The organism is Altererythrobacter sp. MTPC7, assembly GCF_042851395.1.
GTDB lineage: Bacteria > Pseudomonadota > Alphaproteobacteria > Sphingomonadales > Sphingomonadaceae > CAJXSN01.
Map to the genome: position 1 here is coordinate 76,495 of NZ_BTGS01000003.1, position 24,392 is coordinate 100,886.

A 24,392-nucleotide genomic window follows, 5' to 3' on the forward strand; every position below is an offset into this window, starting at 1 on the left:
ATTTGATGGATCAGCTGTCGCCGCCATCCGCCTTGTCCGCTGCATCGGCATCGGGCTTCTTGGGCGCGGCCTTTCTCGCGGCTGGCTTCTTCTTCGCGGCAGCCTTGCGCGTCGTCCGCTTGGCCTTGGGCGGGGCGGGGGTGAGTTCGAAGGCGGGCTTGCCGTCCTTGATGCTCACCTGCACCTCGCCGCCATCGGCCAGCTTGCCGAACAGCAATTCCTCCGCCAGCGGCTGCTTGATCTTTTCCTGCAGCAGGCGGCCCATCGGGCGCGCGCCGTAGAGGCGATCGTAGCCCTTGTCGCCCAGCCATTCGCGCGCATCGGCGTCGAACTGGATGTCGACATTCTGTTCCGCCAGCTGGAGCTCCAGTTGCAGGATGAACTTGTCGACGACGCGGGCAATCGTGTCCTTGCCGAGATAACCGAACGGCACGATCGCATCGAGACGGTTGCGGAATTCCGGCGTGAACATGCGCTTCACCGCTTCCTCGCTCGCGTCTTCCTTGCTCACGTCGCCAAAACCGATGCCCTGGCGCGCCATGTCGGCGGCGCCGGCATTGGTGGTCATGATCAGCACGACATTGCGGAAATCGACCGTCTTGCCGTGATGGTCGGTCAGGCGCCCGTTATCCATGACCTGCAGCAGGATGTTGAAGAGGTCGGGATGCGCCTTCTCGATCTCGTCGAGCAGCAGCACGCAATGCGGATTCTGGTCGACGGCATCGGTCAGCAGGCCGCCCTGGTCGTAACCGACATAGCCCGGAGGCGCGCCGATCAGGCGGGAAACGCTGTGGCGCTCCATGTATTCCGACATGTCGAAACGCTTGAGCTCAATGCCCATAATGCTGGCGAGCTGGCGGGCGACCTCGGTCTTGCCGACGCCGGTAGGGCCGCTGAACAGGAAGCTGCCGATGGGCTTGTCCGGATCGCGCAGGCCCGCGCGGCTGAGTTTCATTGCGGTCGACAGCTTCTTCACCGCCGCGTCCTGTCCGAAGACGACGTGCTTCAGATCGCGCTCGAGATTTTCCAGCGCCTTCTTGTCGTTCTTGCTGACGGATTTGGGGGGGATGCGCGCCATCGTCGCGATGACCTGCTCGATCTCGCGCGCGGTGATCTTCTTCTTGCGGCGGCTGGGGGCGACCAGCATCTGCATTGCGCCCACTTCGTCGACCACGTCGATCGCCTTGTCGGGCAGTTTGCGGTCGTTGATGTAGCGCGCCGACAGCTCGACCGCGGTTTTCAGCGCGTCGGCCGTATACTTGACCTTGTGATGCTCCTCGAAGGCGCTTTTCAGGCCCTGAAGGATTTTCACCGTATCCTCGATCGTCGGCTCGTTCACGTCGATCTTCTGGAACCGGCGCAGCAGGGCGCGGTCCTTTTCGAAGTGGTTGCGGAATTCCTTGTAGGTGGTCGAACCGATGCAGCGGATGGTCCCGCCGCTAAGCGCAGGCTTCAGCAGGTTGGACGCGTCCATCGCCCCGCCGCTGGTCGCGCCGGCGCCGATGACCGTGTGGATCTCGTCTATGAACAGGATCGCCTCGGGCATCTTTTCCAGCTCGGAGACGACCTGCTTCAGCCGCTCCTCGAAGTCGCCGCGATAGCGCGTGCCGGCCAGCAGCGCGCCCATGTCGAGCGAGTAGATGACCGCATCTTCCAGGACTTCGGGCACGTCCTTCTCGACGATCTTGCGCGCCAGGCCTTCGGCGATGGCGGTCTTCCCGACGCCCGGATCACCGACATAAAGCGGGTTGTTCTTGGACCGGCGGCACAGGATCTGGACCGTGCGGTCGACTTCGGGACCGCGGCCGATCAGCGGATCGACCTTCCCGGCCTCCGCCTTCGCGTTGAGGTTGACGGTGAACTGGTCGAGCGCGGTTTCCTTCTTGCCCTTGCCGTCGCCCTTCTCGTCCGCCTCGGTATCTTCCGCACCGTTGACCGGGCGGGAATCGACCTGCTTGCCGCCCTTGCCGATGCCGTGGCTGATGAAGCTGACCGCATCCAGCCGACTCATGTCCTGCTGCTGCAGGAAATAGACCGCATAGGAATCGCGTTCGGAAAACAGCGCGACCAGCACGTTGGCGCCGGTTACCGTGTCCTTCGCCGCGGACTGGACGTGCAGGATGGCGCGCTGGATCACGCGCTGGAACCCCGCCGTGGGCTGCGGATCGGCCCCGTCTTCCGTCTGCAACGACTGGTATTCCTGGTCGAGATAGGTCTGAACGACATCGCCCAGTTCGCCCATGTCGACCCCGCAGGCATTCATCACCTCTGCCGCGTCGTCGTCCCCGACCAGGGCAAGGAGCAGGTGTTCCAGCGTCGCATATTCGTGCCGGCGTTCCGACGCAAAGGCGAGGGCGTTGTGGAGGGTCTTTTCGAGGTTTGCGGCAAAACTGGGCATGGGGGAAAAATGAACCTTCGTGGTTAACGGGGCGTTACTCGCAGCTGGCGGTCAGGCGTTCGCCTGGACGGTATGCGGTGCCCCTCATGGGGGTATGACAGGAATATGGGGGCCGGCAGACGAGAGTCCAGCGCGGTCCGAAGGCCGTGTTCGCTCACGGGCCCGGCGAAGGGCATGCGGGTGGAAATTCCCGCCGCGCCTGTCACGTACCGGATTTCGGACTGAACAGGGCGTCGGCCGCGGCGCGATGCTTGTCCGCCCGGCTGCGGTGCTGTTCTACCCGGGCGATTTCGAGCTGCAGGAGGCGGATACGCTGCGACAATTCGTCCTGCGAATAAGGGCCGAGGTCCTCGCCGGCGAGTTTGCCGGCAGCGTCGCCGCGCGGGCGGGGCAGGTCATCATCTTCCATCGGCGCCTCCACCTGTTCCGGTGACAGGTTTCGCCTGCATCGCGGCTTGCTGTCAATGGGGTTGCGCCCTAGGGCTGCCCGCGAGAGACCGGAATGCACCGGGCACAAGGGGGGACGAAGGCTTTGACCATTCCGGATACGATGCGCGCGGCAGGCTTTGCCGAACCGGGCGGGCCCGAGGTTCTGGGCGTGCAGACGGTGGATGTGCCAGGCTGCGGTCCGCAGGACGTCCTGATCCGCGTGGCCCATGCAGGGGTCAACCGGCCCGACTGCATTCAGCGCGCCGGACATTATCCGGCCCCTCACGGCGCATCGCCGATCCTGGGACTGGAAGTGGCGGGCGAGATCGTTGCCATCGGCGATGACGTCACGCAGTGGTCGGTCGGCGACCGGGTTGCCGCACTGACGCCAGGCGGCGGATATGCGGAATATTGCATCGCCCCTGCCGGGCATTGCCTCGCCGTGCCGGACGATCTTCCGCTGGCCGAGGCGGCGGCTCTCCCGGAAACTATGTTCACCGTGTGGCACAACGTCTTCCAGCGCGGCTGCGCGAAGCCGGGCGAGACGCTGCTGGTTCACGGCGGGACCAGCGGGATCGGGACCATGGCCATCATGCTGGCCAAGGCTTTCGGAATGACGTCGATCGTCACCTGCGGCAGCGACGACAAGTGCGAAGCAGCGCTGGAAGTCGGCGCGGATCATGCCATCAATTACAAGACGGCCGATTTCGTCGAGGAGGTGAAGCGCATCACCGGGGGCGAAGGGGCCGACATCGTGCTCGACATGGTGTCGGGCGATTACGTACCGCGCAACCTGCAATGCCTGCACGAAGGCGGGCGGCACGTGACCATCGCCGTTCTGGGCGGTGCCAAGACGTCACTCAACATGGCCTATCTGATGAGCCGGCGACTGGTGATGACGGGATCGACGCTGCGCCCGCGCTCCGACCGGTTCAAGACTGCGCTATGTGCCGAAATCGCGGAGCATGTCTGGCCGCTGGTCGCCGATGGCACGATACGCCCCGTGATGGATCGCAGCTTCCCGCTGGACGATGCTGCGGGGGCGCACGAGCGCATGGAAGCGGGCGATCATATCGGCAAGATCGTGCTGGATATCGGCGCGGGCTGACACCGTCCTGCAACAAAAGAAGCGGAGCTGTCACCAAACTGTGAATCGCCTGTCACAATCGCAAGGCATGGACGGGACTCGTTCCGACAGGTTGCCCGGCCCGGGCCCTGCTGAAACGACAGGAGCGTCCCATGCTCGATACGTTGCAAGCGCCTTCGCCATCGTCCTTCACCGCGATCGGTGACTGGATCCATCATCCCCCGGCAAAACCCGCCATTCCCGAACCTGAGGGCGAGAAGCGTCGCCGGTTCCGCACGATCTGGATCAGCGATGTCCATCTGGGCACGAAAGGGTGCAATGCCGACCTGCTGATCGATTTTCTCGACCGGACCGACAGCGACACCATGTATCTCGTCGGCGACATAATCGACGGCTGGCGGCTGAAGAAAAAGATCTTCTGGCCGCCGGAGCATAACGACATTGTCTGGCGCATCCTGAAGCGTGCCAAGCGCGGCACGCGGATCATCTACATTCCCGGCAATCACGACGAGATGATCCGGCCGTTCGCGGGCATGAATTTCGGCGGGGTGGAAATCGCCCGCGCCGCGTTTCACGACACCGCCGACGGGCGCAGGCTGATGGTCCTGCATGGCGACGCATTCGACACGGTGATGCTGGCCCATCGCTGGCTCGCCTTCGTGGGCGATGCGCTTTACCACATGATGATGAAGATCAACGGCTGGGTGGCTCTGGTCCGCAAGCGGCTGGGCCTGCCCTACTGGTCGATTTCCAAGGCGGCGAAGCACAAGGTCAAGAACGCCGTCGAATTCATCTCCAAATACGAGGAAGTCGTGGCGCGCGCGGCGGGCGAGCGCGGGGTCGACGGCGTGGTGTGCGGCCATATCCATACGGCCGAGCACCGGATGTTCGACCATGAAGGGCGCAGCGTCGAATACTGGAACGACGGCGACTGGGTCGAAGGCTGCAACGCACTGGTCGAGCACGAGGATGGCCGGATGGAAATCCTCCACTGGGCGGACGAGGTTGCCCGGCGCGAGGCGGAAGAGAGCGAGAGCGCAGTTTCCGAACGGGCTGCTGCATGAACGCGCTCGCCGACCAGATGGACCTGCCCGCCGCGATCCGTTCGGAAAAACACTCCGGCAGCCTGCCCGCGCGCATCGCAATCGTGACCGATGCCTGGCATCCGCAGGTCAATGGCGTGGTGCGCACGCTGTCCACCACCGCCGCGCATCTTCGGAATCGTGGATGCGACGTCACCATTTTGTCGCCCGATGGCCACCGGTCCATCCCGTGCCCGACCTATCCCGAGATCCGGCTGGCCATTACCCTGCCGGGAGCAACAGGGCGGGCGCTGGCCAGCCTCGCGCCGGACGCGATCCACATCGCGACCGAGGGACCGCTGGGCCTTGCCGCGCGGGCCCATTGCGTGCGCCGGAACATTCCCTTCACCACCGCCTACCACACGCAGTTCCCCGATTACCTGGCGCGGCGCACGAACCTCCCCGCGAGCATGTTCTGGCCCTTCATCCGCTGGTTCCATCGCCCGTCGCAGGCGATCATGGTGGCCACGCCGACGATCCGGCGGGAATTGCGGGACCAGGGACTCGGCCATCTTCATCACTGGAGCCGCGGCGTGGACCTCGAGTGCTTTTCGCCCGATGCGCCGCCGCCGCCGGAATATGCGGAATTGCCCGGACCCATCCTGCTCTATGTCGGGCGAGTCGCGGTGGAGAAGAATATCGAAGCGTTTCTCGGCATGGACTTCCCCGGCAGCAAGGTCGTGGTCGGCGACGGCCCCGCGCTCGGGTCGCTGCAAGCTCGCTACCCGGAAGCACATTTCCTTGGCCGCCGTTCGGGCCGGGAGCTTGCCGGCTGCTATGCCGGGGCCGACGTCTTCGTCTTTCCCAGCAGGACCGACACGTTCGGCCTCGTCATGATCGAATCGCTGGCCTGCGGAACACCGGTTGCCGCCTTCCCGGTCGCAGGCCCGGCAGACATTATCGAGGATGCCGTCGGGGCCCTGTCGGAAGATCTACGCCGTGCCGCGGCCGCCGCGCTGCTGTGCGACAGGGCGGACTGCGCCGCGTTCGGCGCGCGGTACAGCTGGAGCGCGGCAACCGACCAGTTCGTCAGCGGGCTGAGCCTGCTGGACCGTGCCGCCTTGCCCTGAGCCGCGCAAACGCTTACATGGGACCGCAAGCGGCCGCTCCGAAAGGGGCGGCCCTTCTATTTTGTCAAGGATATCCTCATGGCCGACCAACCCACTCCGCTGATGCCCCATGCGACCGCCACCTGGCTGATCGACAATACCGGGCTGGCCTTCGAACAGATCGCGGAATTCTGCGGTCTGCACATTCTCGAAGTGCAGGCGATGGCCGATGATCTTGCGGGCAGCAAATATACCGGCCGCGATCCCGTCCACTCGGGCGAACTCACGCACGAGGAGATCGAGAAGGGCGAGAAGGACAGTTCCTATTCGCTGGTCATGCAGAAGGCCCCGGTCGAGGTGAAGCGCACCAAGGGTCCGCGCTACACCCCCGTGTCGAAGCGCCAGGACAAGCCGGACGGCATTGCCTGGATCCTGCGCAGCCACCCCGAGATTTCGGACGCCCAGATCGGCAAGCTGATCGGCACCACCCGCAACACGATCGGCGCGATTCGCGACCGCACGCACTGGAACATCCAGAACATCCAGGCGAAGGACCCGGTGACGCTGGGCCTGTGTTCGCAGCGCGAACTCGATGCCGTGGTGGCCAAGGCTGCGAAGAAGGCCGGGCTCGAAGGGGATGTCGCTGCGGTGGCCGCCGGCGATACGAACGACCGCGACAAGCTGATCGAGGAATTGCGGGCCGAGCGTACCGCCAACGAGAAAGCTGCTGCCGAAGCCGCCCAGGAGGCCGAAGCTGCCGAGTGGCTGGCCAACAAGCGCGCCGAAGAAGGCACGGAAGAAGCGTGATTTTCTGAAAGAATGCCGGGTTTCGCCTTGCACCGCGAGGCGTGACCCGCCATTCGGGCTTACATGGATGTAAGTAAGCTGCCGACGCACCATCCCACCCCGTGGGATACGACTTTCGAAGCTATGACGCTGCCGGAGATGTTTGCCGAAACCACGGCAAGGCAACCGGACCGGCCCCTGATCCATTTCATGGGCCGCACATACAGCTATGCCGATCTCTACACCCAGTCGGTGCGTTTTGCGGCCGGGCTGCGCGAACGCGGTATAAAGCGCGGCGACCGTGTGGGGCTGTTCCTGCCCAATGTGCCGATCTACGTCTCCGCCTATTACGGGGCGATGATGGCAGGGGCCATCGTGGTCAATTTCTCTCCCCTCTATTCCGTCGAGGAATTATCCCAGCAGGTCGCCGACAGCGGTGCGCGGTTGCTGGTGACGGTCGATGCGCCGGAACTGTACGCCACTGCGGAAAAGGTACTCGAGGCGTCTGCGCTCGAAACACTGGTCGTTGGCCGGATTTCCGACATGCTTGCCCCGCTGAAGGGCGTTGCCATGCGCGTATTCAAGCGCAGCCAGATTGCCGCCGTATCCTATTCGGACACCATCCTGCGCTGGGACGATCTGCAGGTCCGTACCGGATGGGGATCGTGGCTGGCGGAAAGCAGCAGCGAGACGCGCCCCCCTGCAACGGGCGACGTGGCCCTGCTGCAATATACCGGCGGCACGACCGGCACGCCCAAGGGCGCGATGCTGACCCATGCCAACCTCTCGATCAATGCGCGGCAGGTCGCGGGCCTCAACCCGTTCGGCGATCCGGCGGACGAGGTCTTCATGGGCGCCCTGCCGATGTTCCATGTTTTTGCGAACACCGCATTGCTGAACCATGCCGTGGCGAGCGGCGGGTCGATCGCCATCGTGCCCCGCTTCGAGGCGAAGCAGGTGCTGCAGACGATCGAGAAATACGGCTGCACAGGCTTCCCGGGCGTGCCGACCATGTTCCAGGCGCTGCTGGACCATCCCGATATCGGCAAGACCGACCTGTCGACCCTGAAGGTATGCATTTCCGGCGGCGCGCCCCTGCCGGCGCCGCTGCGCGAGAAATGGGAAGAACGGACGGGCGTGCGCATCGTCGAAGGCTATGGCCTGACGGAAAGCAGCGGCGTCGTGTCGGCCAATCCCTATGATGGCCTGCGCAAGCCCGGCACCATCGGACAGACCGTTGCATCGACCGAGATCCTGCTCTTGGACAAGGAGGACCCTTCGGTCATCGCCCCGGACGGGGAGCCCGGCGAACTGGCGATCCACGGACCGCAGATCATGTCCGGATACTGGAACCGTCCAGAAGCGGCAAAGGACGTCTTCGTCCAGCATCACGGCAAGCAATGGCTGCGCACCGGCGACGTCGCTACCGTGGACGAGGACGGGTTCCTCGAGATCGTGGACCGCATCAAGGACATGATCGCGGTCGGCGGGTTCAAGGTATTCCCGAGCCAGGTCGAGGACGTACTGCTCGAGAACGACGCGGTGAAAGAGGCGCTGGTGATCGGCGTGCCGGACGATTACCGGGGCGAAGTGCCGCGCGCCTATGTCACGTTGAACGAGGGGGCGGACGCCACCGCGCACGGGCTGGCAGACTGGCTGAATGCGCGCGTCGGCAAGCACGAGCGGGTAGACGAAGTCGTCATCCGCGACGAATTGCCCAAGACGATGATCGGCAAGCTCGACCGCAAGGCGCTGCGGGCCGAGGTTCTCTGACGGGGCGACAGACCGGGACGGGGCATGCCCTTCCCGTGCAATCGGTTCAGGTAGCGATGGAGAGCTGCGGCTCGTCGCCTGCGCTGCCCGGCTTCGCAGCCAGTGGCGATTGCGGCTGTGCCTTCCCGCTGCCTCGCGGGGCGAACCGGCCATCGACCTGCGCGCCCTGCTCGATCGTCAGCGCGTCGTAGTGGACGTCGCCGGTGATGGTCGCAGAGCGCAGGATCACCAGTTCGCGGGCATCGATGGATCCGTCCACGGTCCCTGCGAGCCGGGCGGATTCCGCCTTGATCGCGCCTTTCACGCTGCTTCCTTCGCCCTGAACCAGGCTAGCACAGGTGAGGTCGCCATTGACCGTCCCGTCGACGTGAAGCTCGGTCGATGCGCTGATGTCGCCGGTGATGACGATATCTGCGCCGATGACGGAAAAGCTGCCGGAGCTGTTGGACTTAGCCATCGGCGCGGGCCTTGGCGCTGCGGGAGACTGTGTCTCGTCGTGCTTCTTTGAGAACATCGGGGGCTGCCTCCAGGAAGGGACGCGGATTGACCGCGCGATTGTTGATGCGAACCTCGAAATGGAGGTGCGGGCCGGTCGAGCGGCCGGTGCTGCCGATGGCGCCGATGGTCTTGCCTGCCTCGACCTTCTGGCCGACCCTGGCATCGAAGCGCGACATGTGGGCGTAGCGGGTCATCAGGCCGTTGCCGTGCTGGATTTCGACCGTCTTGCCGTATCCACCCTTTGTGCCGACAAAGCTGACCGTGCCGTCTGCCGCCGCAAAGATGGGGGCACCGGTGGGGCCGCGGAAATCGAGGCCGGAATGCATTGCGCCGGCGCCGGTGAACGGGTCCCGGCGATAGCCATAGCTCGACGTGACGGCCGCGACATCGGCGGGCGAAACCTGCGGGATGCCTGCCAGGCCGCGCTCGAGCGCGCCCATGCGGGCAAGGGACAGGCCCAGCCGCTCGAACCGCGGATCGATTTCACCGTCGGCGCCGAATTTCTCCAGCGGACCACCCATGGCCTCGCGCTCTGCACCGGCAAGCATCGTGGTCGGGTTGAGACCCAGCTTGCGGATGGCTTCCTCGGCGCGCTGCGCACGGCGATCGGCATAGCGCGTCAGGCGTTCGACGAAGGCAAGCTGGCGCGCTTCGAGTTCGGCCAGGCTCCTGGCTTCGGGCAGGGCAGCGCTGACCTTGTCGACGGTCTTTGCCGTCTCGCTGGAAGAATCGGTTACCGTTTCGCCTGCCTTTGCATCGCTGGGCAGCGCAGCAACCATGTCTTCGATGAAGGTCTGCCTGCGTTCGAGATCGCTGGCGACAGACCCCAGGTCTTCGCGATAGGCCTCGACACGCTCGGACGCGGTTGCGACCTGCGCCTCGCGTTCCAGCAGCGAGAGACGATCGGCGGCTGCACGGTATTGCAGCCAGCTCATGACGCCCATGCTGACGGCCCAGACAAGCAGGGCGACGACGATACCGCCGGCGACCAGTTTCTGAGCGCGCGAAGAGATTTTGATGAAGCGGACATTGCCCTGCGAGCGCATGAAGAATTCGCGCTCGGGAAACAGGTTTGCCATGCGGCTGGCTATGCCGCCGCTATCGGTTCCAGAAATCAAAGCGACCCCGTACTTTTCTTTTTTGACCCGGGCGGGGCTTAGGCAGCGAAACCCGGCAGGTCGAATCCGGGCGGCGATTCTGTGGCCGAACCGAGAGAGTCGAGCGGTGAAACGTTATTCGGACCGAAAATTCGCGGGTTTTTCGGGAACCAATCGCGGGACACGCAATTCCTGTCCTTCTGCGCTGATGCGCCTCGTCCATGACAAGCGCCTTGGTGCTTGCTAGGCGGAGCTCATGCCGGATTCTCCCGCTAATCGCATGTTTCGCAACGCTTCCCGCCAGTCGCCAGGCCCGGAGACGGAATGACCGGTATGCGAACGGGCCTGCTCGGTGGCAGCTTCAATCCGGCCCATGGCGGACACCGCCGTATCTCCCTGTTTGCCATGGAAGCGCTCGGCCTCGACGTGGTCTGGTGGCTGGTTTCCCCCGGGAACCCGCTGAAACCAAAGGAAGGCATGGCGCCGCTGCAGGCGCGCTATCGCAGCGCGCTGAAGATGTCTCGCCGCGCGCCGATACGCCCCACCGCGATCGAGCGGGAGCTGGGCACGCGCTACACGGTGGATACCCTCTCGCGGATTACCCGCCGCTATCCGAAACGGGATTTCGTGTGGTTGATGGGATCGGACAACCTCGCCTCGTTCCACCGCTGGAAAGACTGGCGCGACATCGCGCGAATCATGCCGATTGCGACGATTGCGCGGCCCGGCTATGATGCGGCTGCCGTTGCCAGCCCCGCAATGGCGTGGCTTGCGACCCACCGCGTGTCGCCGGCCGTCTTTCGCAAACGGGGCCAATGGAGTGCGCCGACCCTGGTGATGATGCGTTTCGATCCCGACCCGCGATCGGCGACGTCCATTCGTCGCAGCGATCCGGAATGGGCTGCGCGCATGGGCAGCGGACCGCTGCGCGACCAGGTAACGCACCGACCGATTCCCGGCGAAGGCGTGACGGGGTGAACGGCCCGACTCGCAAATTGCCCAAACGCACCCCATCTACTTGTCATGACAGGAGTAACCACGACGCCGATGACGCAGGCGCAAACCGATATGCCTCATTCCGATCCCAGCTCCATTCCCGCCGAAATGGATGACAGCTTGCCCGAAAATCCGCTCGAACAGGCGGAGCCCGGTTCGCTGCACCATCTGGTTCTGACGCAGCTGGACGATGACCAGGCACAGGAAATGGTTTCGATCCCGCTCGCCGGGAAAAGCTCGATTGCGGATCATATGGTGATCGCGTCGGGCCGCTCTACGCGGCAGGTCGCCTCGATGGCGCAGAAACTGGCCGAAACGGTGAAGCAGGCGGGCCATGGCCCCGTGCGGCTGGAAGGCCTTCCGGCCGCGGACTGGGTGCTGATCGATTGCGGCGACGTGGTCGTGCACCTGTTCCGGCCAGAGGTTCGCAGCTTCTACAATCTGGAGCGCATGTGGGCGTTCGGAGACGCGCCGCCCGTCGGCGGCAACGTCTGACAGTGGGTCTGACACTGGGTCTGACACTGCATCCGACCCTGCGCCTCCTTCGCTGAGCGCGCGGGGGCGCAGGCCCGGCCGGGAGATACGATCATCCTCCTCCACGTCATCGCCCGCGGGAAGATTGCTCGGTCCCCCGAGGCCGACCTCGTCGCGCGATACGAGAAGCGGCTGACATGGCCCCTCAAACTGACCGAACTGCCCGAAACGGGGGGCCGGATACCCGATCCCCAGTCCCCTTTCCGCACCGTCCTGCTCGACGAGCGGGGGAAGGATCTCGCTTCCGAGAAGCTGGCCGAAACGCTGGGGCGCTGGCGGGACGACGGAATCCGGGAAACCCGGTTCGTGCTGGGCGCGGCGGATGGACATGCCGATGCGGAGCGGGACGAGGCCGATCTGCTGCTCGCCTTCGGCAGTGCGACATGGCCGCACCTGATGGCTCGCGCGATGCTGATGGAGCAGCTTTACCGGGCGACCGCCATCCTTGCCGGCCACCCCTATCATCGGGCAGGCTGACCGCATGAGCCTGCGCCTTTCCTTAACCGCCCTGATCGTCGCCGGCGCGCTGGGCGCGGCCATGCTGGTGGCGGTTCCGGTCACCGGGCAGCAGGATAGCGCGCTGGACGATCCCGAATCGACCCGTGCCGCCATGCAACGCGCCGAGGCCGAGGCGAAGCGGGCCCGGCAACGCGGCGCCCAGCTCGAGGAAGAGGCGGCGAAAGCAACCGCCGAGGCAGAGAAAACCGCGCAGGAAGCCGCCGCGCTGGCCGCTCGCATCCAGGAAGCGGAAGCAGGGATCGTGGCTGCCGAATCGCGCCTGTCCCTGATCCAGGCGGAACGACGCAAGCTCGACCGGCAGCTGGCGCAGCGGCGCGAACCGCTGGTGCGGTTGACCGCGGCCTTGCAGAATTTCGCCCGCAGGCCGCTGGCCCTTTCGGCGCTGAAGCCAGGCTCGCTGCGAGAGACGGTCTATCTTCGCGCCTTACTCGATTCGACCGTGCCGCAGGTCCGTCAGCGCACGGCCGCCCTTCGCAGCTCGATCGAGCGGGGACAGGCGCTTGCCCGCGAAGCGGACCAGGCGATTGCCACGCTGCGCGAGCAGGAGACGGTGCTCGGCGGCAGACAGCGTGAACTCGCTGCACTCGAAAGCCGCCAGCGTATCGTGTCGCGGCAGGCGAGCGGGGCGGCGGCAAGGGAGGCGGAGCGTGCGCTGGCCCTGTCGGAAGAAGCGCGCGACCTGTCGGGCCTGGTGCGCGAGCTGTCTTCCGCGGCCGAGCTTCGGGAAGAACTGGCAGCACTGCCCGGACCGGTCTTGCGTCCTTTCGGCGACAACGCGGCAGTCGCCGCGCAATCACCCGATGCGACCCCGTCGGCCACGGCCAGCGCCTCGAACACGACCGGTGGACGGGGCCACCTCGCCCCGGTGGACCTGCAACTGCCTGTTGCTGGACGGACGGTCGCGGGGTTCGGATCGGTCTCGCCGTCGGGCATACGTTCGGAAGGCGTGACCATCGTCCCACGCGGCGGCGCACAGGTCATCGCGCCGGCAGCCGGGCGCGTGGCCTTCGCCGGGCCTTATCGCGGGTTCGGGCGGATTGTCATCCTGGAGCATGGCGGCGGCTGGACCAGCCTCGTCACCGGCCTTGCGAGGAGCGATGTCGACGTTGGCGAGGAACTGGTGGCGGGCGCCCCGCTGGGCGTTGCGGGGGTAGAGGATCCCGAGGTCACGCTGGAGCTCAGGCGTGGCCAGAGGGCCGTCAATCCGCTCGATTACGTGGGCTGACGGTTCCTGGCCCCTTGTCGCCCGGCACAGCACTTCAGACCGATGCCTCGACACTGGTCCAAATCCTCATCTTCCGTTCACGCCTGATGCGCGATAGTGTCCGCAATGCCCGGAGAACACGTATTATGAAATTCGCTCCCATCATCCGCTCTGCCGCGCTTGTCACCGCAGTCGCGCTGATCCCGGCAACCACGGCCGGCTTCGCGCAGGTCGATGGCCGCGCCGGTCCGGAATTTGCGAAGCTGTTTGCGACCTACCAGCAGATCAAGGCGGCCTATGTCGACGAGGTCGATAACGAGCAGCTCGTGCGCGGGGCGATCGACGGGATGCTGGCCAGCCTCGATCCCCATTCCGCCTATCTCGACGGCAGCGACCTGCAACGCCTCGAAACCCTGATCGACGGGAATTATTCGGGGCTCGGCCTGTCGGTCATCATGGATGATGGCGCGGTCAAGGTCATCAGCCCGTTCCGCGGCAGTCCGGCGGAACAGTCGGGCGTGAAGGCCGGGGACTTCATCACCCATCTCGACGGCAAGCTGATCTATGGCGGCGACCTCGACGATGCTGTCCAGCAGATGCGCGGGCAGGCGGGGACCGACATCACACTCACGCTGTTCCGCGCCGGCCGCGACGAGCCGTTCGACGTCACCGTGACGCGCGGCGTGATCGAGCTGGAGCCTGTGACGCATGAACTGATGGACGGCAATATCGGCCATATCAGCGTCAACGAATTCTCCCGCGATGTCGGGGCCGACGTCTATGCCGCTTGGGATGCGCTGCAACAGGAAGCGTCCGGCCGGATGAACGGCCTGGTCCTCGACATGCGCTCCAATCCCGGCGGTTCGCTGGACGAGGCGGTCGCGCTTTCGGACCTGTTCCTCGATTCGGGCAGCATCGTATCCCAGCGCGGGCGCGAGCGTGGCGAGAATCGCCTCTACGAAGCCGAATCCATCTTCCGCGGGGACATGGCGAAGGGCGTGCCCATCGTGGTCCTGATCGACGCAGGCTCGGCTTCTGCCAGCGAAATCGTCGCGGGGGCGCTGCAGGACCATCGCCGTGCGCTGGTGATGGGAGAGCGCAGCTTCGGCAAGGGCAGCGTCCAGTCGCTGTTGCCGCTGGGCCGTGACGCGGCGCTGAAACTGACGACGGCGCGGTATTATACGCCGTCGGGCCATTCGGTGCAGGAAGGCGGGATCAAGCCCGACATCAAGGTGCCGCAGCTCTCCGATCCCGATCTTGCCCGCCGCACGAAATACCAGATGCGCGAGTCGGACCTTCGCGGGCATCTCGTCAACGAACTCGGCCTCAAGGACGAAGAGCTCGAGAACGACAAGACGATCGATCCGCGCTTCGTGAAAACGGCTGAGGAACTGGAAGCGGAAGGCATCAAGGATTTCCAGCTGCATTACGCTCTGGAAACCCTGCGCCGGACGACGCCCAGTTCCGTCGCCATCCGCAAGTAGGGCCGCATGACCGAAACGCCCTCGGTCCGGCTTGCCCGGCAGATCGCCCTCGCGGCTCCAGCCCTGCTGCTGGCGGGCGCCTATGTCGGCCAGTATGCATTCGGCCTTTATCCGTGCGAGATGTGCTGGTGGCAGCGATGGCCGCATTTCGCAGCGGTCGCCTTGGGATTGCTTGCCGCATTTGTCGGCCCGGCGCGCGTCTGGACCGCCTTTGCCGCGCTGGCGATCCTGACGTCGGGACTGATCGGTGGTTTCCATGCGGGTGTCGAATATGGCTGGTGGGAAGGCATCACCGGATGCGCCACCTCGAACACCGTGGCAGCGGGCGATGCGCTCGATTCGATCCTCAATGCGCCGCTGGTGCGATGCGATCAGGCACCTTGGGACCTGCTGGGCGTATCCCTTGCAGGATGGAACTTCCTGATTTCGACCGGCGCGGCGATTGCCATCCTGTGGCTGATCGGCCGCAAGGACCCGGCGCTGGCATGAACGGACCGAAGCTATGACGAGCAAGAACGACATCGATCGCATGATCCGGGTGGACCAGGCAGGCGAGTTCGGGGCGACCCGCATCTATGAAGGCCAGCTTGCCGTGATGGGCGACCGCGGACCCCATTCGGGGGAAATCCGCGCCATGGCCCGGCAGGAAGAAGGACACCGGGCCGAATTCGATGCCCTGATGGCAGAGCGCGGCGTTCGCCCGACGGCGCTCCAGCCATTCTGGAACGTCGCCGGTTACGCGCTGGGCGCGGCCACCGCGCTGATCGGGCCAGAGGCCGCCATGGCGTGCACCGCTGCGGTCGAAGAGGAAATCGACAAGCATTATTCCGACCAGCTCGACCGTCTGGAGGAAAGCGGCGCGGATCCCAGGCTCGCCGACATGATCGAACGCTTCCGCGAGGACGAGCGCGAGCATCGCGACGCCGCGCTGGCTGCTGGCGCGGAAAAGGCACCGGCCTATCCGCTGCTGTCGGGCGTGATCCGCCTGGGCTGCAAGGCGGCGATCCGCATTAGCGAGCGAATCTGAAACGGGAACGCCCGGGCGCCCGATACGCTTTTCAGGCAGATACTTCAGACGATATTCAGGGCCGCGCGCCGTTTATGGCTGCCATTCACGCCCGATCCCAAAGGTAGGAAACCGATGCACTTGCGCTCTCTCACTCTCCCGCTCGCCGCCGGAATCATGGCTGCTTCCACTCCGGCGCTGGCGCAGGATTCGGCGGGCGACCGCGTGAACATGGTCATCGTCTATGGCGACGACGATGTGCAGCCGACGGCCAATGCGGACGAGATCGTCGTCGTCGCGCGCCTTCCCGAGAGCGAGCGTTATCGCATTCCCGAAACCCTGCGCTTCAGCGACGATCCCTCCAACACCGCGTGGGCGCAGCGGGTCGAAAGTTTCCAGTTCATCGGCGATTTCGGCACGTTTTCCTGCTCCCCCACGGGCGCCGGCGGATCGACCGGCTGTACCCAGGAACTGATCGACGCGGCCTATGGCGAGCGGCGCGAAAGCTCGGAAGTGCGCTTCGGACAGCTGATTGCCGAGGCGCGCGCCGCCCGGCTTGCAACAATCGACGAAGACGCGGCCATTCGCCAGGCAGAGGTCGAAGCGATCGAACGCGAATATCTCGAACGGCTGGAGGCGGAGCGCGCCGCACCCGTAGGTGACGAAGTCGTCGACGGCAGCCCGCCGCCGCTCATCGACACCGAAGGCCGCGCCATCCCGTCCGCCCCGGAGCGCGAAGGTCCGTTCGACGACGGCGCCGGGGAGCCGTTGCCGGTCGATGCCAGCGCGCCGGCACAGATCGGCGGAGATAACTGACGCGGTGCGGGTTCGGCTGTTCTCCGGACCCGTTAAGCCAAATCGTCGCGTAATTCGCTACGCATTTCGCCGTGTGGGCTAGCATCGCCTTAACCTTCGATGGTTAATGGCGGCGGCATGACCACGCGCAAGATCCTGACCGTATTCGGCACCCGTCCCGAAGCCATAAAACTGTTCCCGCTCGTCCATGCGCTGGAAGCCGATGAGCGGTTCGACAGCCATGTCCTGGTGACCGGGCAGCATCGCGGGATGCTGGACCAAGTGCTGGACATTGCGGGGATCACGCCGGACGACGATCTGGACGTGATGCAGCCGGACCAGACGCTGGATGCACTCACCGCGCGCCTTCTGACCGGTATCGGCGAGGTCATGGACCGGGTAAGGCCAGACCACGTCGTGGTGCAGGGCGATACGGCCACCGCCATGTGCGGCGCGCTGGCCGCCTATTACCGCAAGATCCGGGTCTGCCATGTCGAAGCGGGCCTTCGCAGCAGGGATATCTATCATCCCTGGCCCGAAGAGGTGAACCGGAAGATCATCGGCAGCATGGCCGCGATCCATTGTGCGCCGACCGAGGTTTCGCAGGCTGCGCTGCTGCGCGAGAACGTCGATCCCGCCATTGTCCATGTGACCGGCAACACGGTGATCGACGCGCTCCACTGGATCACCGCGAAGGTCGAGGAAGAGCCCGGCCTGGCAAGCGGTCTTGCCGAGGTAGAGAAGCGCTTTGCCGGCAAGCGTATCATCGGCATGACCAGCCATCGGCGCGAAAATTTCGGCGAGGGCATGCGGGCCATTGCCGATGCCGTCAAACGGATCGCCGCGCGGGACGATACCGCGATTGTTTTCCCGGTCCACCTGAACCCCAATGTCCGCGCGGTGATGAACGAGGAATTGTCGGGGCTGGATAATGTCGCGCTGCTGGAACCGCTCGATTACCCGCATTTCGCCCGCCTGTTGGATATATGCCATCTGATGCTGACCGATAGCGGCGGCGTGCAGGAAGAGGCGCCCGCGCTTGGCAAACCCGTACTGGTGATGCGCGAGACGACCGAGCGGCCGGAAGGCGTCGATGCCGGCACAGCGAAGCTGGTGGGTACGGATGCCGACAGGATCGTGGCCGAAGTGACGGCGCTGCTGGACGACCCCGCGGCCTATGAAGCCATGGCCCGCGCCCACAATCCGTTCGGCGATGGCCGTTCCGCGATGCGGATCGCCGACCTGCTGGCGCAATAAGACACGGCACTCGCGCAAGCGTTACCCCTATATTTACCTCGTCCTGCCAAGGCTGGCGGCCAGACTTAGCTAGCAGGACACACGACCACCATGATTGGCGAAAACAAACCCGACGTCTGCGTTGTCGGCCTCGGTTACATCGGGCTCCCGACCGCGGCGGTCATTGCCAGTAGCGGCTGCCCGGTCACGGGCGTCGATGTCAGCCAGGCCGTTGTCGACACGATCAATCGGGGCGAGATCCATATCGAGGAAGTCGACCTCGACGGACTGGTTCGCTCGGTTGTCCAGCGCGGCACGCTGAAGGCGTCCACGCAGGTCCGGCCGGCAGACGTATTCGTCATCGCCGTGCCGACCCCGTTCGAGAAGGACGGCAAGCATACGCCCGACACCAGCTATGTCATGAGCGCGGCGACGGAAGTCGCAGGCGTGCTGAAGGCAGGCGACACGATCATCCTGGAATCGACATCGCCGGTAGGTACGACCGCGGCGATGCGCGACCTCATCGCAGGGCTGCGGCCCGATCTCGCCATGCCCGGGCTGACCGACAGGACGCCCGACGTCTCGATCGCCTATTGCCCCGAACGCGTCCTGCCCGGAAAAATCCTGGAAGAACTGATCCGCAACGATCGGTCCATTGGCGGTATCACGCCCCGCTGCGCTCGGAAGGCGCTCGCATTCTACAAGCGTTTCGTGCGCGGTGAATGCGTGACGACCGATGCCGCCAGCGCAGAGATGACCAAGCTGGTCGAAAACGCGTTTCGCGACACCAATATCGCCTTTGCGAACGAACTCAGCATGATTGCCGATGCGCAGGGACTGGACGTCTGGGAAGTGATCCGGCTGGCCAACCGCCATCCGCGCGTCAACATCCTCCAGCCCGGACCCGGCGTGGGCGGGCACTGCATCGCGGTCGATCCGTGGTTCATCGTCCATGGCGCGCCGGAACAGGCGAACATGATCCGGCAGGCGCGGCAGACCAACGATGCGAAGATGCATCACGTCCTTGCCCGGGCCAAAGCGCTGGTGGACGACAACCCGAACGCGCAGATCGCCTGTCTCGGCCTCGCCTTCAAGGCGAATATCGACGATTTCCGCGAAAGCCCGGCCCGATACGTGGCCGCGGCGCTGGCCCGCGATTACGGCGATCGCATCAGCGTGGTCGAACCCTATGCGGCAGAACTGCCGAGGGAATTCGACGGCACCGGCGCGTCTCTGGTCGACATCGACGCGGCGCTCGAAACGTGCGACGTCATGATCGTGCTGGTGGACCATGACGTCTTCAAGGTCATCCCGGCGGAAGAGCGCGCTCATGCGGCCATCTACGACACGCGCGGCATCTGGCCGGACGCGCAGGTGAAGCGCACGGCGCCGGGCCTGCGTCTCGCCAGCTAAGGGTCTCCGGGCGGTGGCCGCCGGGGCCCCGCCTAGACTTGGTGATAGGTGCGGTACCAGTCGACGAAGGCCGGCACGCCGGTCTCTACACCCGTGGTCGGTTCGTACCCCAGGTCGCGACGGATCGCCTCGATATCGGCATAGGTCTTGTGAACGTCCCCCGGCTGCATGGGGAGCATCTCCATCTCCGCCTTGCGGCCGATCGCACTTTCCAGGACGGCGATGACGTCCATCAGCTTTTCCGACTGATGATTTCCGATATTGTAGAGCGCGTGCGGCTTCACGCTGCCGCCCGCCTTCACAGTGCCATCGTCTGCTGGCGGCGCGTCGATGCAGGCGACGACCCCTGAAACGATATCGTCGATGAAGGTGAAGTCCCGGTACATATCGCCATTATTGAAAACCGGAATGGTTTCCCCGGCGAGGATACGCTTCGTGAATTTCCAGAGCATCATGTCCGGGCGGCCCCACGGTCCGTAAACGGTGAAGAACCGGAGGCCGGTCAGCGGGATGCGGTAAAGATGGGCGTAGGTTTCGCTCATCAACTCGTCCGCCTTCTTGGTCGCGGCATAGAGCGAGACGGGATAATCCGCCCGGTCCTCGACAGCGAAGGGCAGTTTCGTATTGCCGCCATAGACGCTGGAGGAACTGGCATAGACCATCGGTACTTCGCGCGCCCGTGCCAGTTCCAGCATGTTGACGTGCCCCACGAGATTCGACTGGACGTAGGCATGCGGGTTCTCGATCGAATACCGGACGCCTGCCTGTGCGCCGAGATGCACGATCCTGTCGAATGCCTCCCCCTCCAGCGCGGCGGCGAGGGCGGCGTTGTCGGCGAAATCGACCTTCCGGAACGAAAAGCCGTCGCCGAGGCGCTTCAGCCGGTCTTCCTTCAGCGAAACCTGGTAATAGTCGTTGAGATTGTCGATGCCGAGCACCTGATCTCCGCGCGCCAGCAACCGCTCGGCCAGCGCCGCGCCGATGAAACCGGCAGCCCCGGTAATGAGAACGCGCATGGTGAAAGCACCCCTTGTTAAGCAGTTCCGTTCTAAAGCAAAAAGCCCGAACGTGGATTTGAGTCGGCACAAGCTCGGTGGCGTCAGCGGGCCAGTTCGCGCACGCGGCGGCGCAGATAATGGGCATAGCCCGTAGCGCCCAACCCATCCGCGCCGGCCAGCGCGGCGTACGCGTCGATCCAGCCCAATTCCAGTCCCATTTCCTCTAGACGCGCGATCTTGATCCCGGTGCGGTGCTCCAGCGTGCAGATATAAGCAATCGTTTCATGCAACGAACCATGCGTTGCGGTATTATGCCAAGCATATCCGCGGCCCAAACGGCTGACTGTCAGCGTGCCCTTTTCCAGATAGGCGCGGTTGATGTCGGTGATCTCCAGTTCGCCGCGCGCTGGGCGCGATGTTCGCGGCTATATCGCACACCTGACCGTCGTAGAAATAGAGACCAGTAATCGCCCAGTTCGATTGGGTTCGGCAGGCTTCTCCTCGACCGAGGTTGCCTTGCCGCTGCTGTCGAAATCGACGACGCCGTACCGCTCCGGGTCTTCGACATGATAGGCAAAGACATTGGGACCGCGGGCCTGCGCCTCTTCGGCAGCCGCGCGGCATTTTTCGCCCATCTTGTCGCCGTGATAGATGTTGCCGCCCAGGATCAGCGCGCTGGGCTGTCCGTTCACGAAGTCGCGCCCGATGATGAATGCCTCCGCAAGGCCATTCGGATCGGGTTGCACGGCATTGGACAGGTCGATGCCGAACGCACTGCCATCGCCGAGCAGGGCCTCGAACACGGGCAGGTCGCGGGGGGTGGAGATAATCAGGACTTCGCGAATGCCTGCCAGCATCAGGACCGACAGCGGATAATAGATCATCGGCTTGTCGAAGACGGGCAAAATCTGCTTCGACACCGACATCGTCGCAGGATAGAGGCAGCGTTCCGCTGCTGCCTGCCAGAATAATACCCTTCATCTTCGCCGATTCCCGTTTGTCTAATGGTGATTGCTCTCGCCGGCTCCGCCTAGAGGCGCGCTCGCACCGACACAAGTCGACCGGCTATCGCCGTCAGAACCCGAGATATTGCTTCAACCCATCGCCCATCGCAGCATTCGACAAATGTTCATTCGACCGAGATGTCGGGGGCGTCTTCCTGCTTCATGCCGACCGTGTGATAGCCCGCATCGACATGGTGCACTTCGCCGGTAACGCCTGCCGACAGGTCGCTGCACAAATAGAGGCCGGCGCCGCCGACATCCTCGATGCTGACATTGCGGCGCATCGGTGCGTTGTATTCGTTCCATTTCAGGATGTAGCGGAAATCGCCGATTCCGCTGGCAGCCAGCGTCTTGATCGGGCCGGCGCTGATCGCGTTCACGCGGATGCCGTCGGGGCCCAGATCGTTCGCGAGGTAGCGAACGCTGGCCTCCAGCGCTGCCTTGGCAACGCCCATGACGTTGTAATGCGGGATGACCTTTTCCGCGCCGTAATAGCTCAGCGTGACGATGGACCCGCCGGTTTCCGGCATCATCTTGGCCGCACGCTGCGCCACCGCGACGAGCGAATAGGCGGAGATGTTCATCGTGGTCAGGAAATTGTCTAGACTGGTATCGACATATTTGCCGCGCAGTTCATTCTTGTCCGAATATCCGATGGCGTGGATCACGAAGTCCAGGCTGTCCCACCGCTCCGCCAGATTGGCGAAGGCAGCGTCCAGCGAATCCATGTCGGACACGTCGCATTCGAAGGTGAAGTCGCTTCCCAGTTCCTGCGCCAGCGGTTTTACCCGCTTTGCCAGCGCGTCGCCCTGATAACTGAAGGCCAGCTGTGCGCCCTGGTCGGCGAGCTGTTTCGCAATCCCCCACGCAAGCGATTTGTTGTTGGCGAGGCCCATGATCAGCCCGCGCTTTCCAGCCATCAATCCGGTCATTCTGCACCTTCCCTGGCAGCGGCGGCAGCACGTTCGGCCGCCCGTCTGCGATTATCCGCCTGCCCGATCACGTCTTCTTCCTCGGGCGTTTCGGCAAGCGCGGCGTTCAGTTCCGCGCCGACCACCATCCCTAGGCCCACCAGCCAGAAAAAGAAAAGCGTGATCATCATGCCCGCCAGCGATCCGTAGGTGAGATCGTAGGCGAAGAACTGCCGCAGCACGACGGGCAGGGCGATGGTCACCCCGACCCACCAGATTGTGACGGCCAGCGCGCCCGGCCACTTCGGATAGCGGCGATTGCGATAGGATTTCGGCGTCAGTGTGTAGAACAGCATGTACATCGACCCGAACAGGCCCAGCGCCGGAACGAAGCGCGCCAGCGCAAGCTGGGATATGACGTCGGTCAGCCACGGGAAATATGCATCAATGACCTGCTGCGCCGTTCCGATGATGACCTGCGCCAGCAGCGACAGCATCAGCAGGATGACGGCCCCGATGATGACCCCGGCCGATGCAATACGGTATTTCCAGAAAGCCTGGGTCGCCTGCGTCCCATAGGCACGGCGCAGCATGTCGCGGATGGTTTCGACGAGGCTGCTGACCGTCCACAGTCCCACCAGCCCGCCGGCCCATAACAGCCAGCCGGACCGCGATTCGATGACGTTGCGAGCCACGGGTTCGATGACCTCGGCCACCACCGGCGGCAGGGCCATGATGACGGCGTTGATCGTGGCGGCCCGCTCGGAGTCCTCACCGATCACCGAGAACAGCGCAGCGCCCGTGATGAAGAACGGGAAGATGGCCAGCATCGACAGATAGGCCAGATTGCCCGCGTGAATGAACCCGTCGTTGAAGGTACCGACCGCCACCCGTTTGACGATTTCGAAAATGCGCGAGCCGGGCCCGACCCGTTCGGTGACCCGGCCTGTTACAGCGCCCGAGAAGCGAATCGCATGGCGGCGCCTGTCTTCCGGGCTCAGGGACTGGACGATCCGTTCTTCGGGATCCGGCAGGCGTTCGTCCGGGTCATAGACCTCGCGCCAGCCCTTCATGATGGATTACACCCCAAGGGAAGCCCGGGGGTTTCCGGGATCGGACCAGTCCCCCAGCGCCTCTTCCAGCGACGAAAGGTCGTCTGGCAGGGTGATACGCAGGGTCACCAGCTGGTCGCCGCGCCCACCGCTCTTGGTCGAGAAGCCGCGCCCCTTCAGGCGCATGACCGTGCCGCCGGACAGGCCGGGCTTCACCGTCAGCATGACCGGACCATCGACGGTCGGGACCTTGATCTTCGCGCCCTTCACCGCTTCCGAAACGCTGACCGGGAGGTCCAGCCGCACGTCCTGTCCGTCACGCTCGAAATAGGCGTGGCGGTCGATCGACACGGTGACCAGGCCGTCGCCATTGCCGCCCGGACCGCGCTCGCCCTTGCCTTTCAGCCGCATCTGCGTGCCGTCCTCGACGCCGGCGGGCAATTTCAGGTCGATCGTCTTGCCATCGGCCAGCGTGATGCGCTGGTCGGCGCGCGTCGCCGCTTCGGTAAAGGGGACGCGCAGTCGATAGGCGATGTCGGCACCCTTCTGCGGCGGAGGGGGCCTGCGCCCCCCGCCGAAGGGAGAGCCGCCGCGCTGGCGGGCACCGCCGCCGCCGAACAGGCCTTCGAAAATATCGCCCAGATCGGCTTCACCGCCGCCAAAGCCCTGGAAATCCTCTGCCCGGAAGCCGCCCTGCTGGCCGCGTCCGCCCCCATAGCCGCCCCCGAAACCGCCGCCGCCCATGCCGGCAAACGGGTTCGCAGGATTGCCGTCGCCGTCGATCTCGCCCCTATCGTATTGCGCGCGCTTGTCCTTGTCGGACAGCAGGTCGTAGGCCTGCGTCACCTTGCCGAACTTGTCGGCGGCGGCGGGATTGTCCTTGTTGGTGTCGGGGTGCAGTTCTTTCGCAAGCTTGCGATACGCGCTCTTGATCTCCTTCTCGGAGGCGGTTCGCGGGACACCCAGTGTGGCATAAGGATCGGCCATTCCTTGCAGCTAGGGAGGCGATGCTCCCCATGCAAGCGCGGTAACGTTCTGCAA

General features: G+C 64.6%; 23 protein-coding genes and 1 pseudogene. 15 read left to right on the top strand and 9 right to left on the bottom strand.

Going from position 1 to position 24,392, the window contains the following annotated elements; translation table 11 throughout:
• Positions 1 to 10 precede the first annotated feature (10 nt).
• Together clpA and ACGHJ7_RS03605 are read right to left on the bottom strand one after the other, a co-directional pair.
• The gene (gene clpA, locus ACGHJ7_RS03600) at positions 11 to 2,398 is read right to left on the bottom strand and encodes an ATP-dependent Clp protease ATP-binding subunit ClpA (RefSeq protein ID WP_390474622.1); all 2,388 of its coding nucleotides are present in this window, start codon (positions 2,396 to 2,398) and stop codon (positions 11 to 13) included.
• Between the two features lie 202 nt (positions 2,399 to 2,600).
• The gene (locus ACGHJ7_RS03605) at positions 2,601 to 2,807 is read right to left on the bottom strand and encodes a DUF1192 domain-containing protein (protein ID WP_390474623.1); all 207 of its coding nucleotides are present in this window, start codon (positions 2,805 to 2,807) and stop codon (positions 2,601 to 2,603) included.
• Between the two features lie 141 nt (positions 2,808 to 2,948).
• Here ACGHJ7_RS03605 and ACGHJ7_RS03610 point away from each other — a divergent pair, with 141 nt between their 5' ends.
• From ACGHJ7_RS03610 to ACGHJ7_RS03630, 5 genes are all read left to right on the top strand, one after another.
• Entirely contained in the window at positions 2,949 to 3,935 is a 987-nt protein-coding gene (locus tag ACGHJ7_RS03610; RefSeq protein WP_390474787.1) for an NAD(P)H-quinone oxidoreductase, read from the top strand.
• Positions 3,936 to 4,066: 131 nt separating this feature from the next.
• Entirely contained in the window at positions 4,067 to 4,978 is a 912-nt protein-coding gene (locus tag ACGHJ7_RS03615) for a UDP-2,3-diacylglucosamine diphosphatase (RefSeq protein ID WP_390474624.1), read from the top strand.
• A gap of 17 nt (positions 4,979 to 4,995) precedes the next feature.
• Entirely contained in the window at positions 4,996 to 6,066 is a 1,071-nt protein-coding gene (locus ACGHJ7_RS03620) for a glycosyltransferase family 4 protein (RefSeq protein WP_390474789.1), read from the top strand.
• A 78-nt stretch (positions 6,067 to 6,144) separates the two neighbouring features.
• Entirely contained in the window at positions 6,145 to 6,852 is a 708-nt protein-coding gene (locus ACGHJ7_RS03625) for a cell cycle transcriptional regulator TrcR (RefSeq protein ID WP_390474625.1), read from the top strand.
• Positions 6,853 to 6,915: 63 nt separating this feature from the next.
• Positions 6,916 to 8,604 (top strand): long-chain fatty acid--CoA ligase, encoded by a 1,689-nt coding sequence (locus tag ACGHJ7_RS03630; protein ID WP_390474626.1) that lies wholly within the window; start codon positions 6,916 to 6,918, stop codon positions 8,602 to 8,604.
• Between the two features lie 46 nt (positions 8,605 to 8,650).
• On the opposite strand, the gene ACGHJ7_RS03635 is transcribed toward ACGHJ7_RS03630, so the two are convergent.
• Together ACGHJ7_RS03635 and ACGHJ7_RS03640 are read right to left on the bottom strand one after the other, a co-directional pair.
• On the bottom strand, positions 8,651 to 9,061 hold the full coding sequence (locus ACGHJ7_RS03635) for a polymer-forming cytoskeletal protein (protein WP_390474627.1): 411 nt from the start codon (positions 9,059 to 9,061) through the stop codon (positions 8,651 to 8,653).
• On the bottom strand, positions 9,054 to 10,181 hold the full coding sequence (locus ACGHJ7_RS03640) for a peptidoglycan DD-metalloendopeptidase family protein (RefSeq protein WP_390474628.1): 1,128 nt from the start codon (positions 10,179 to 10,181) through the stop codon (positions 9,054 to 9,056). The genes ACGHJ7_RS03635 and ACGHJ7_RS03640 overlap by 8 nt, the downstream gene beginning before the upstream one ends.
• Positions 10,182 to 10,523: 342 nt before the next feature.
• Here ACGHJ7_RS03640 and ACGHJ7_RS03645 point away from each other — a divergent pair, with 342 nt between their 5' ends.
• From ACGHJ7_RS03645 to wecC, 10 genes are all read left to right on the top strand, one after another.
• Positions 10,524 to 11,177 (top strand): nicotinate-nucleotide adenylyltransferase, encoded by a 654-nt coding sequence (locus ACGHJ7_RS03645; RefSeq protein ID WP_390474629.1) that lies wholly within the window; start codon positions 10,524 to 10,526, stop codon positions 11,175 to 11,177.
• A gap of 126 nt (positions 11,178 to 11,303) precedes the next feature.
• The gene (gene rsfS, locus ACGHJ7_RS03650; protein ID WP_390474790.1) at positions 11,304 to 11,690 is read left to right on the top strand and encodes a ribosome silencing factor; all 387 of its coding nucleotides are present in this window, start codon (positions 11,304 to 11,306) and stop codon (positions 11,688 to 11,690) included.
• A gap of 93 nt (positions 11,691 to 11,783) precedes the next feature.
• The gene (locus tag ACGHJ7_RS03655) at positions 11,784 to 12,206 is read left to right on the top strand and encodes a 23S rRNA (pseudouridine(1915)-N(3))-methyltransferase RlmH (protein ID WP_390474792.1); all 423 of its coding nucleotides are present in this window, start codon (positions 11,784 to 11,786) and stop codon (positions 12,204 to 12,206) included.
• Positions 12,207 to 12,210: 4 nt separating this feature from the next.
• Complete coding sequence (locus ACGHJ7_RS03660) at positions 12,211 to 13,473, top strand: murein hydrolase activator EnvC family protein (RefSeq protein ID WP_390474630.1); 1,263 nt, start codon at positions 12,211 to 12,213, stop codon at positions 13,471 to 13,473.
• 125 nt (positions 13,474 to 13,598) lie between these two features.
• A complete protein-coding gene (locus ACGHJ7_RS03665) occupies positions 13,599 to 14,936 on the top strand; it encodes a S41 family peptidase (protein WP_390474631.1) in 1,338 nt (445 codons plus the stop codon).
• 6 nt (positions 14,937 to 14,942) lie between these two features.
• The gene (locus ACGHJ7_RS03670; RefSeq protein ID WP_390474632.1) at positions 14,943 to 15,425 is read left to right on the top strand and encodes a disulfide bond formation protein B; all 483 of its coding nucleotides are present in this window, start codon (positions 14,943 to 14,945) and stop codon (positions 15,423 to 15,425) included.
• Between the two features lie 13 nt (positions 15,426 to 15,438).
• Positions 15,439 to 15,963, top strand: a complete 525-nt coding sequence (locus ACGHJ7_RS03675) for a demethoxyubiquinone hydroxylase family protein (protein WP_390474633.1) — start codon at positions 15,439 to 15,441, stop codon at positions 15,961 to 15,963.
• A gap of 156 nt (positions 15,964 to 16,119) precedes the next feature.
• Complete coding sequence (locus ACGHJ7_RS03680; RefSeq protein WP_390474634.1) at positions 16,120 to 16,758, top strand: hypothetical protein; 639 nt, start codon at positions 16,120 to 16,122, stop codon at positions 16,756 to 16,758.
• A gap of 117 nt (positions 16,759 to 16,875) precedes the next feature.
• On the top strand, positions 16,876 to 17,994 hold the full coding sequence (wecB, locus tag ACGHJ7_RS03685; protein ID WP_390474635.1) for a non-hydrolyzing UDP-N-acetylglucosamine 2-epimerase: 1,119 nt from the start codon (positions 16,876 to 16,878) through the stop codon (positions 17,992 to 17,994).
• A gap of 90 nt (positions 17,995 to 18,084) precedes the next feature.
• The gene (gene wecC / locus ACGHJ7_RS03690; RefSeq protein ID WP_390474636.1) at positions 18,085 to 19,386 is read left to right on the top strand and encodes a UDP-N-acetyl-D-mannosamine dehydrogenase; all 1,302 of its coding nucleotides are present in this window, start codon (positions 18,085 to 18,087) and stop codon (positions 19,384 to 19,386) included.
• A 32-nt stretch (positions 19,387 to 19,418) separates the two neighbouring features.
• On the opposite strand, the gene ACGHJ7_RS03695 is transcribed toward wecC, so the two are convergent.
• From ACGHJ7_RS03695 to ACGHJ7_RS03715, 5 genes and pseudogenes are all read right to left on the bottom strand, one after another.
• Complete coding sequence (locus ACGHJ7_RS03695) at positions 19,419 to 20,402, bottom strand: SDR family NAD(P)-dependent oxidoreductase (protein ID WP_390474637.1); 984 nt, start codon at positions 20,400 to 20,402, stop codon at positions 19,419 to 19,421.
• An 83-nt stretch (positions 20,403 to 20,485) separates the two neighbouring features.
• Positions 20,486 to 21,365: pseudogene (gene rfbA, locus ACGHJ7_RS03700) on the bottom strand (glucose-1-phosphate thymidylyltransferase RfbA).
• Between the two features lie 148 nt (positions 21,366 to 21,513).
• Positions 21,514 to 22,320 (bottom strand): enoyl-ACP reductase FabI, encoded by an 807-nt coding sequence (gene fabI, locus ACGHJ7_RS03705; RefSeq protein WP_390474638.1) that lies wholly within the window; start codon positions 22,318 to 22,320, stop codon positions 21,514 to 21,516.
• Positions 22,317 to 23,372, bottom strand: a complete 1,056-nt coding sequence (locus ACGHJ7_RS03710) for a YihY/virulence factor BrkB family protein (RefSeq protein WP_390474639.1) — start codon at positions 23,370 to 23,372, stop codon at positions 22,317 to 22,319. The genes fabI and ACGHJ7_RS03710 overlap by 4 nt, the downstream gene beginning before the upstream one ends.
• Positions 23,373 to 23,378: 6 nt before the next feature.
• Positions 23,379 to 24,338: a DnaJ C-terminal domain-containing protein gene (locus ACGHJ7_RS03715; protein WP_390474640.1), complete on the bottom strand. Its 960-nt coding sequence runs from the start codon at positions 24,336 to 24,338 to the stop codon at positions 23,379 to 23,381.
• Positions 24,339 to 24,392 lie beyond the last annotated feature (54 nt).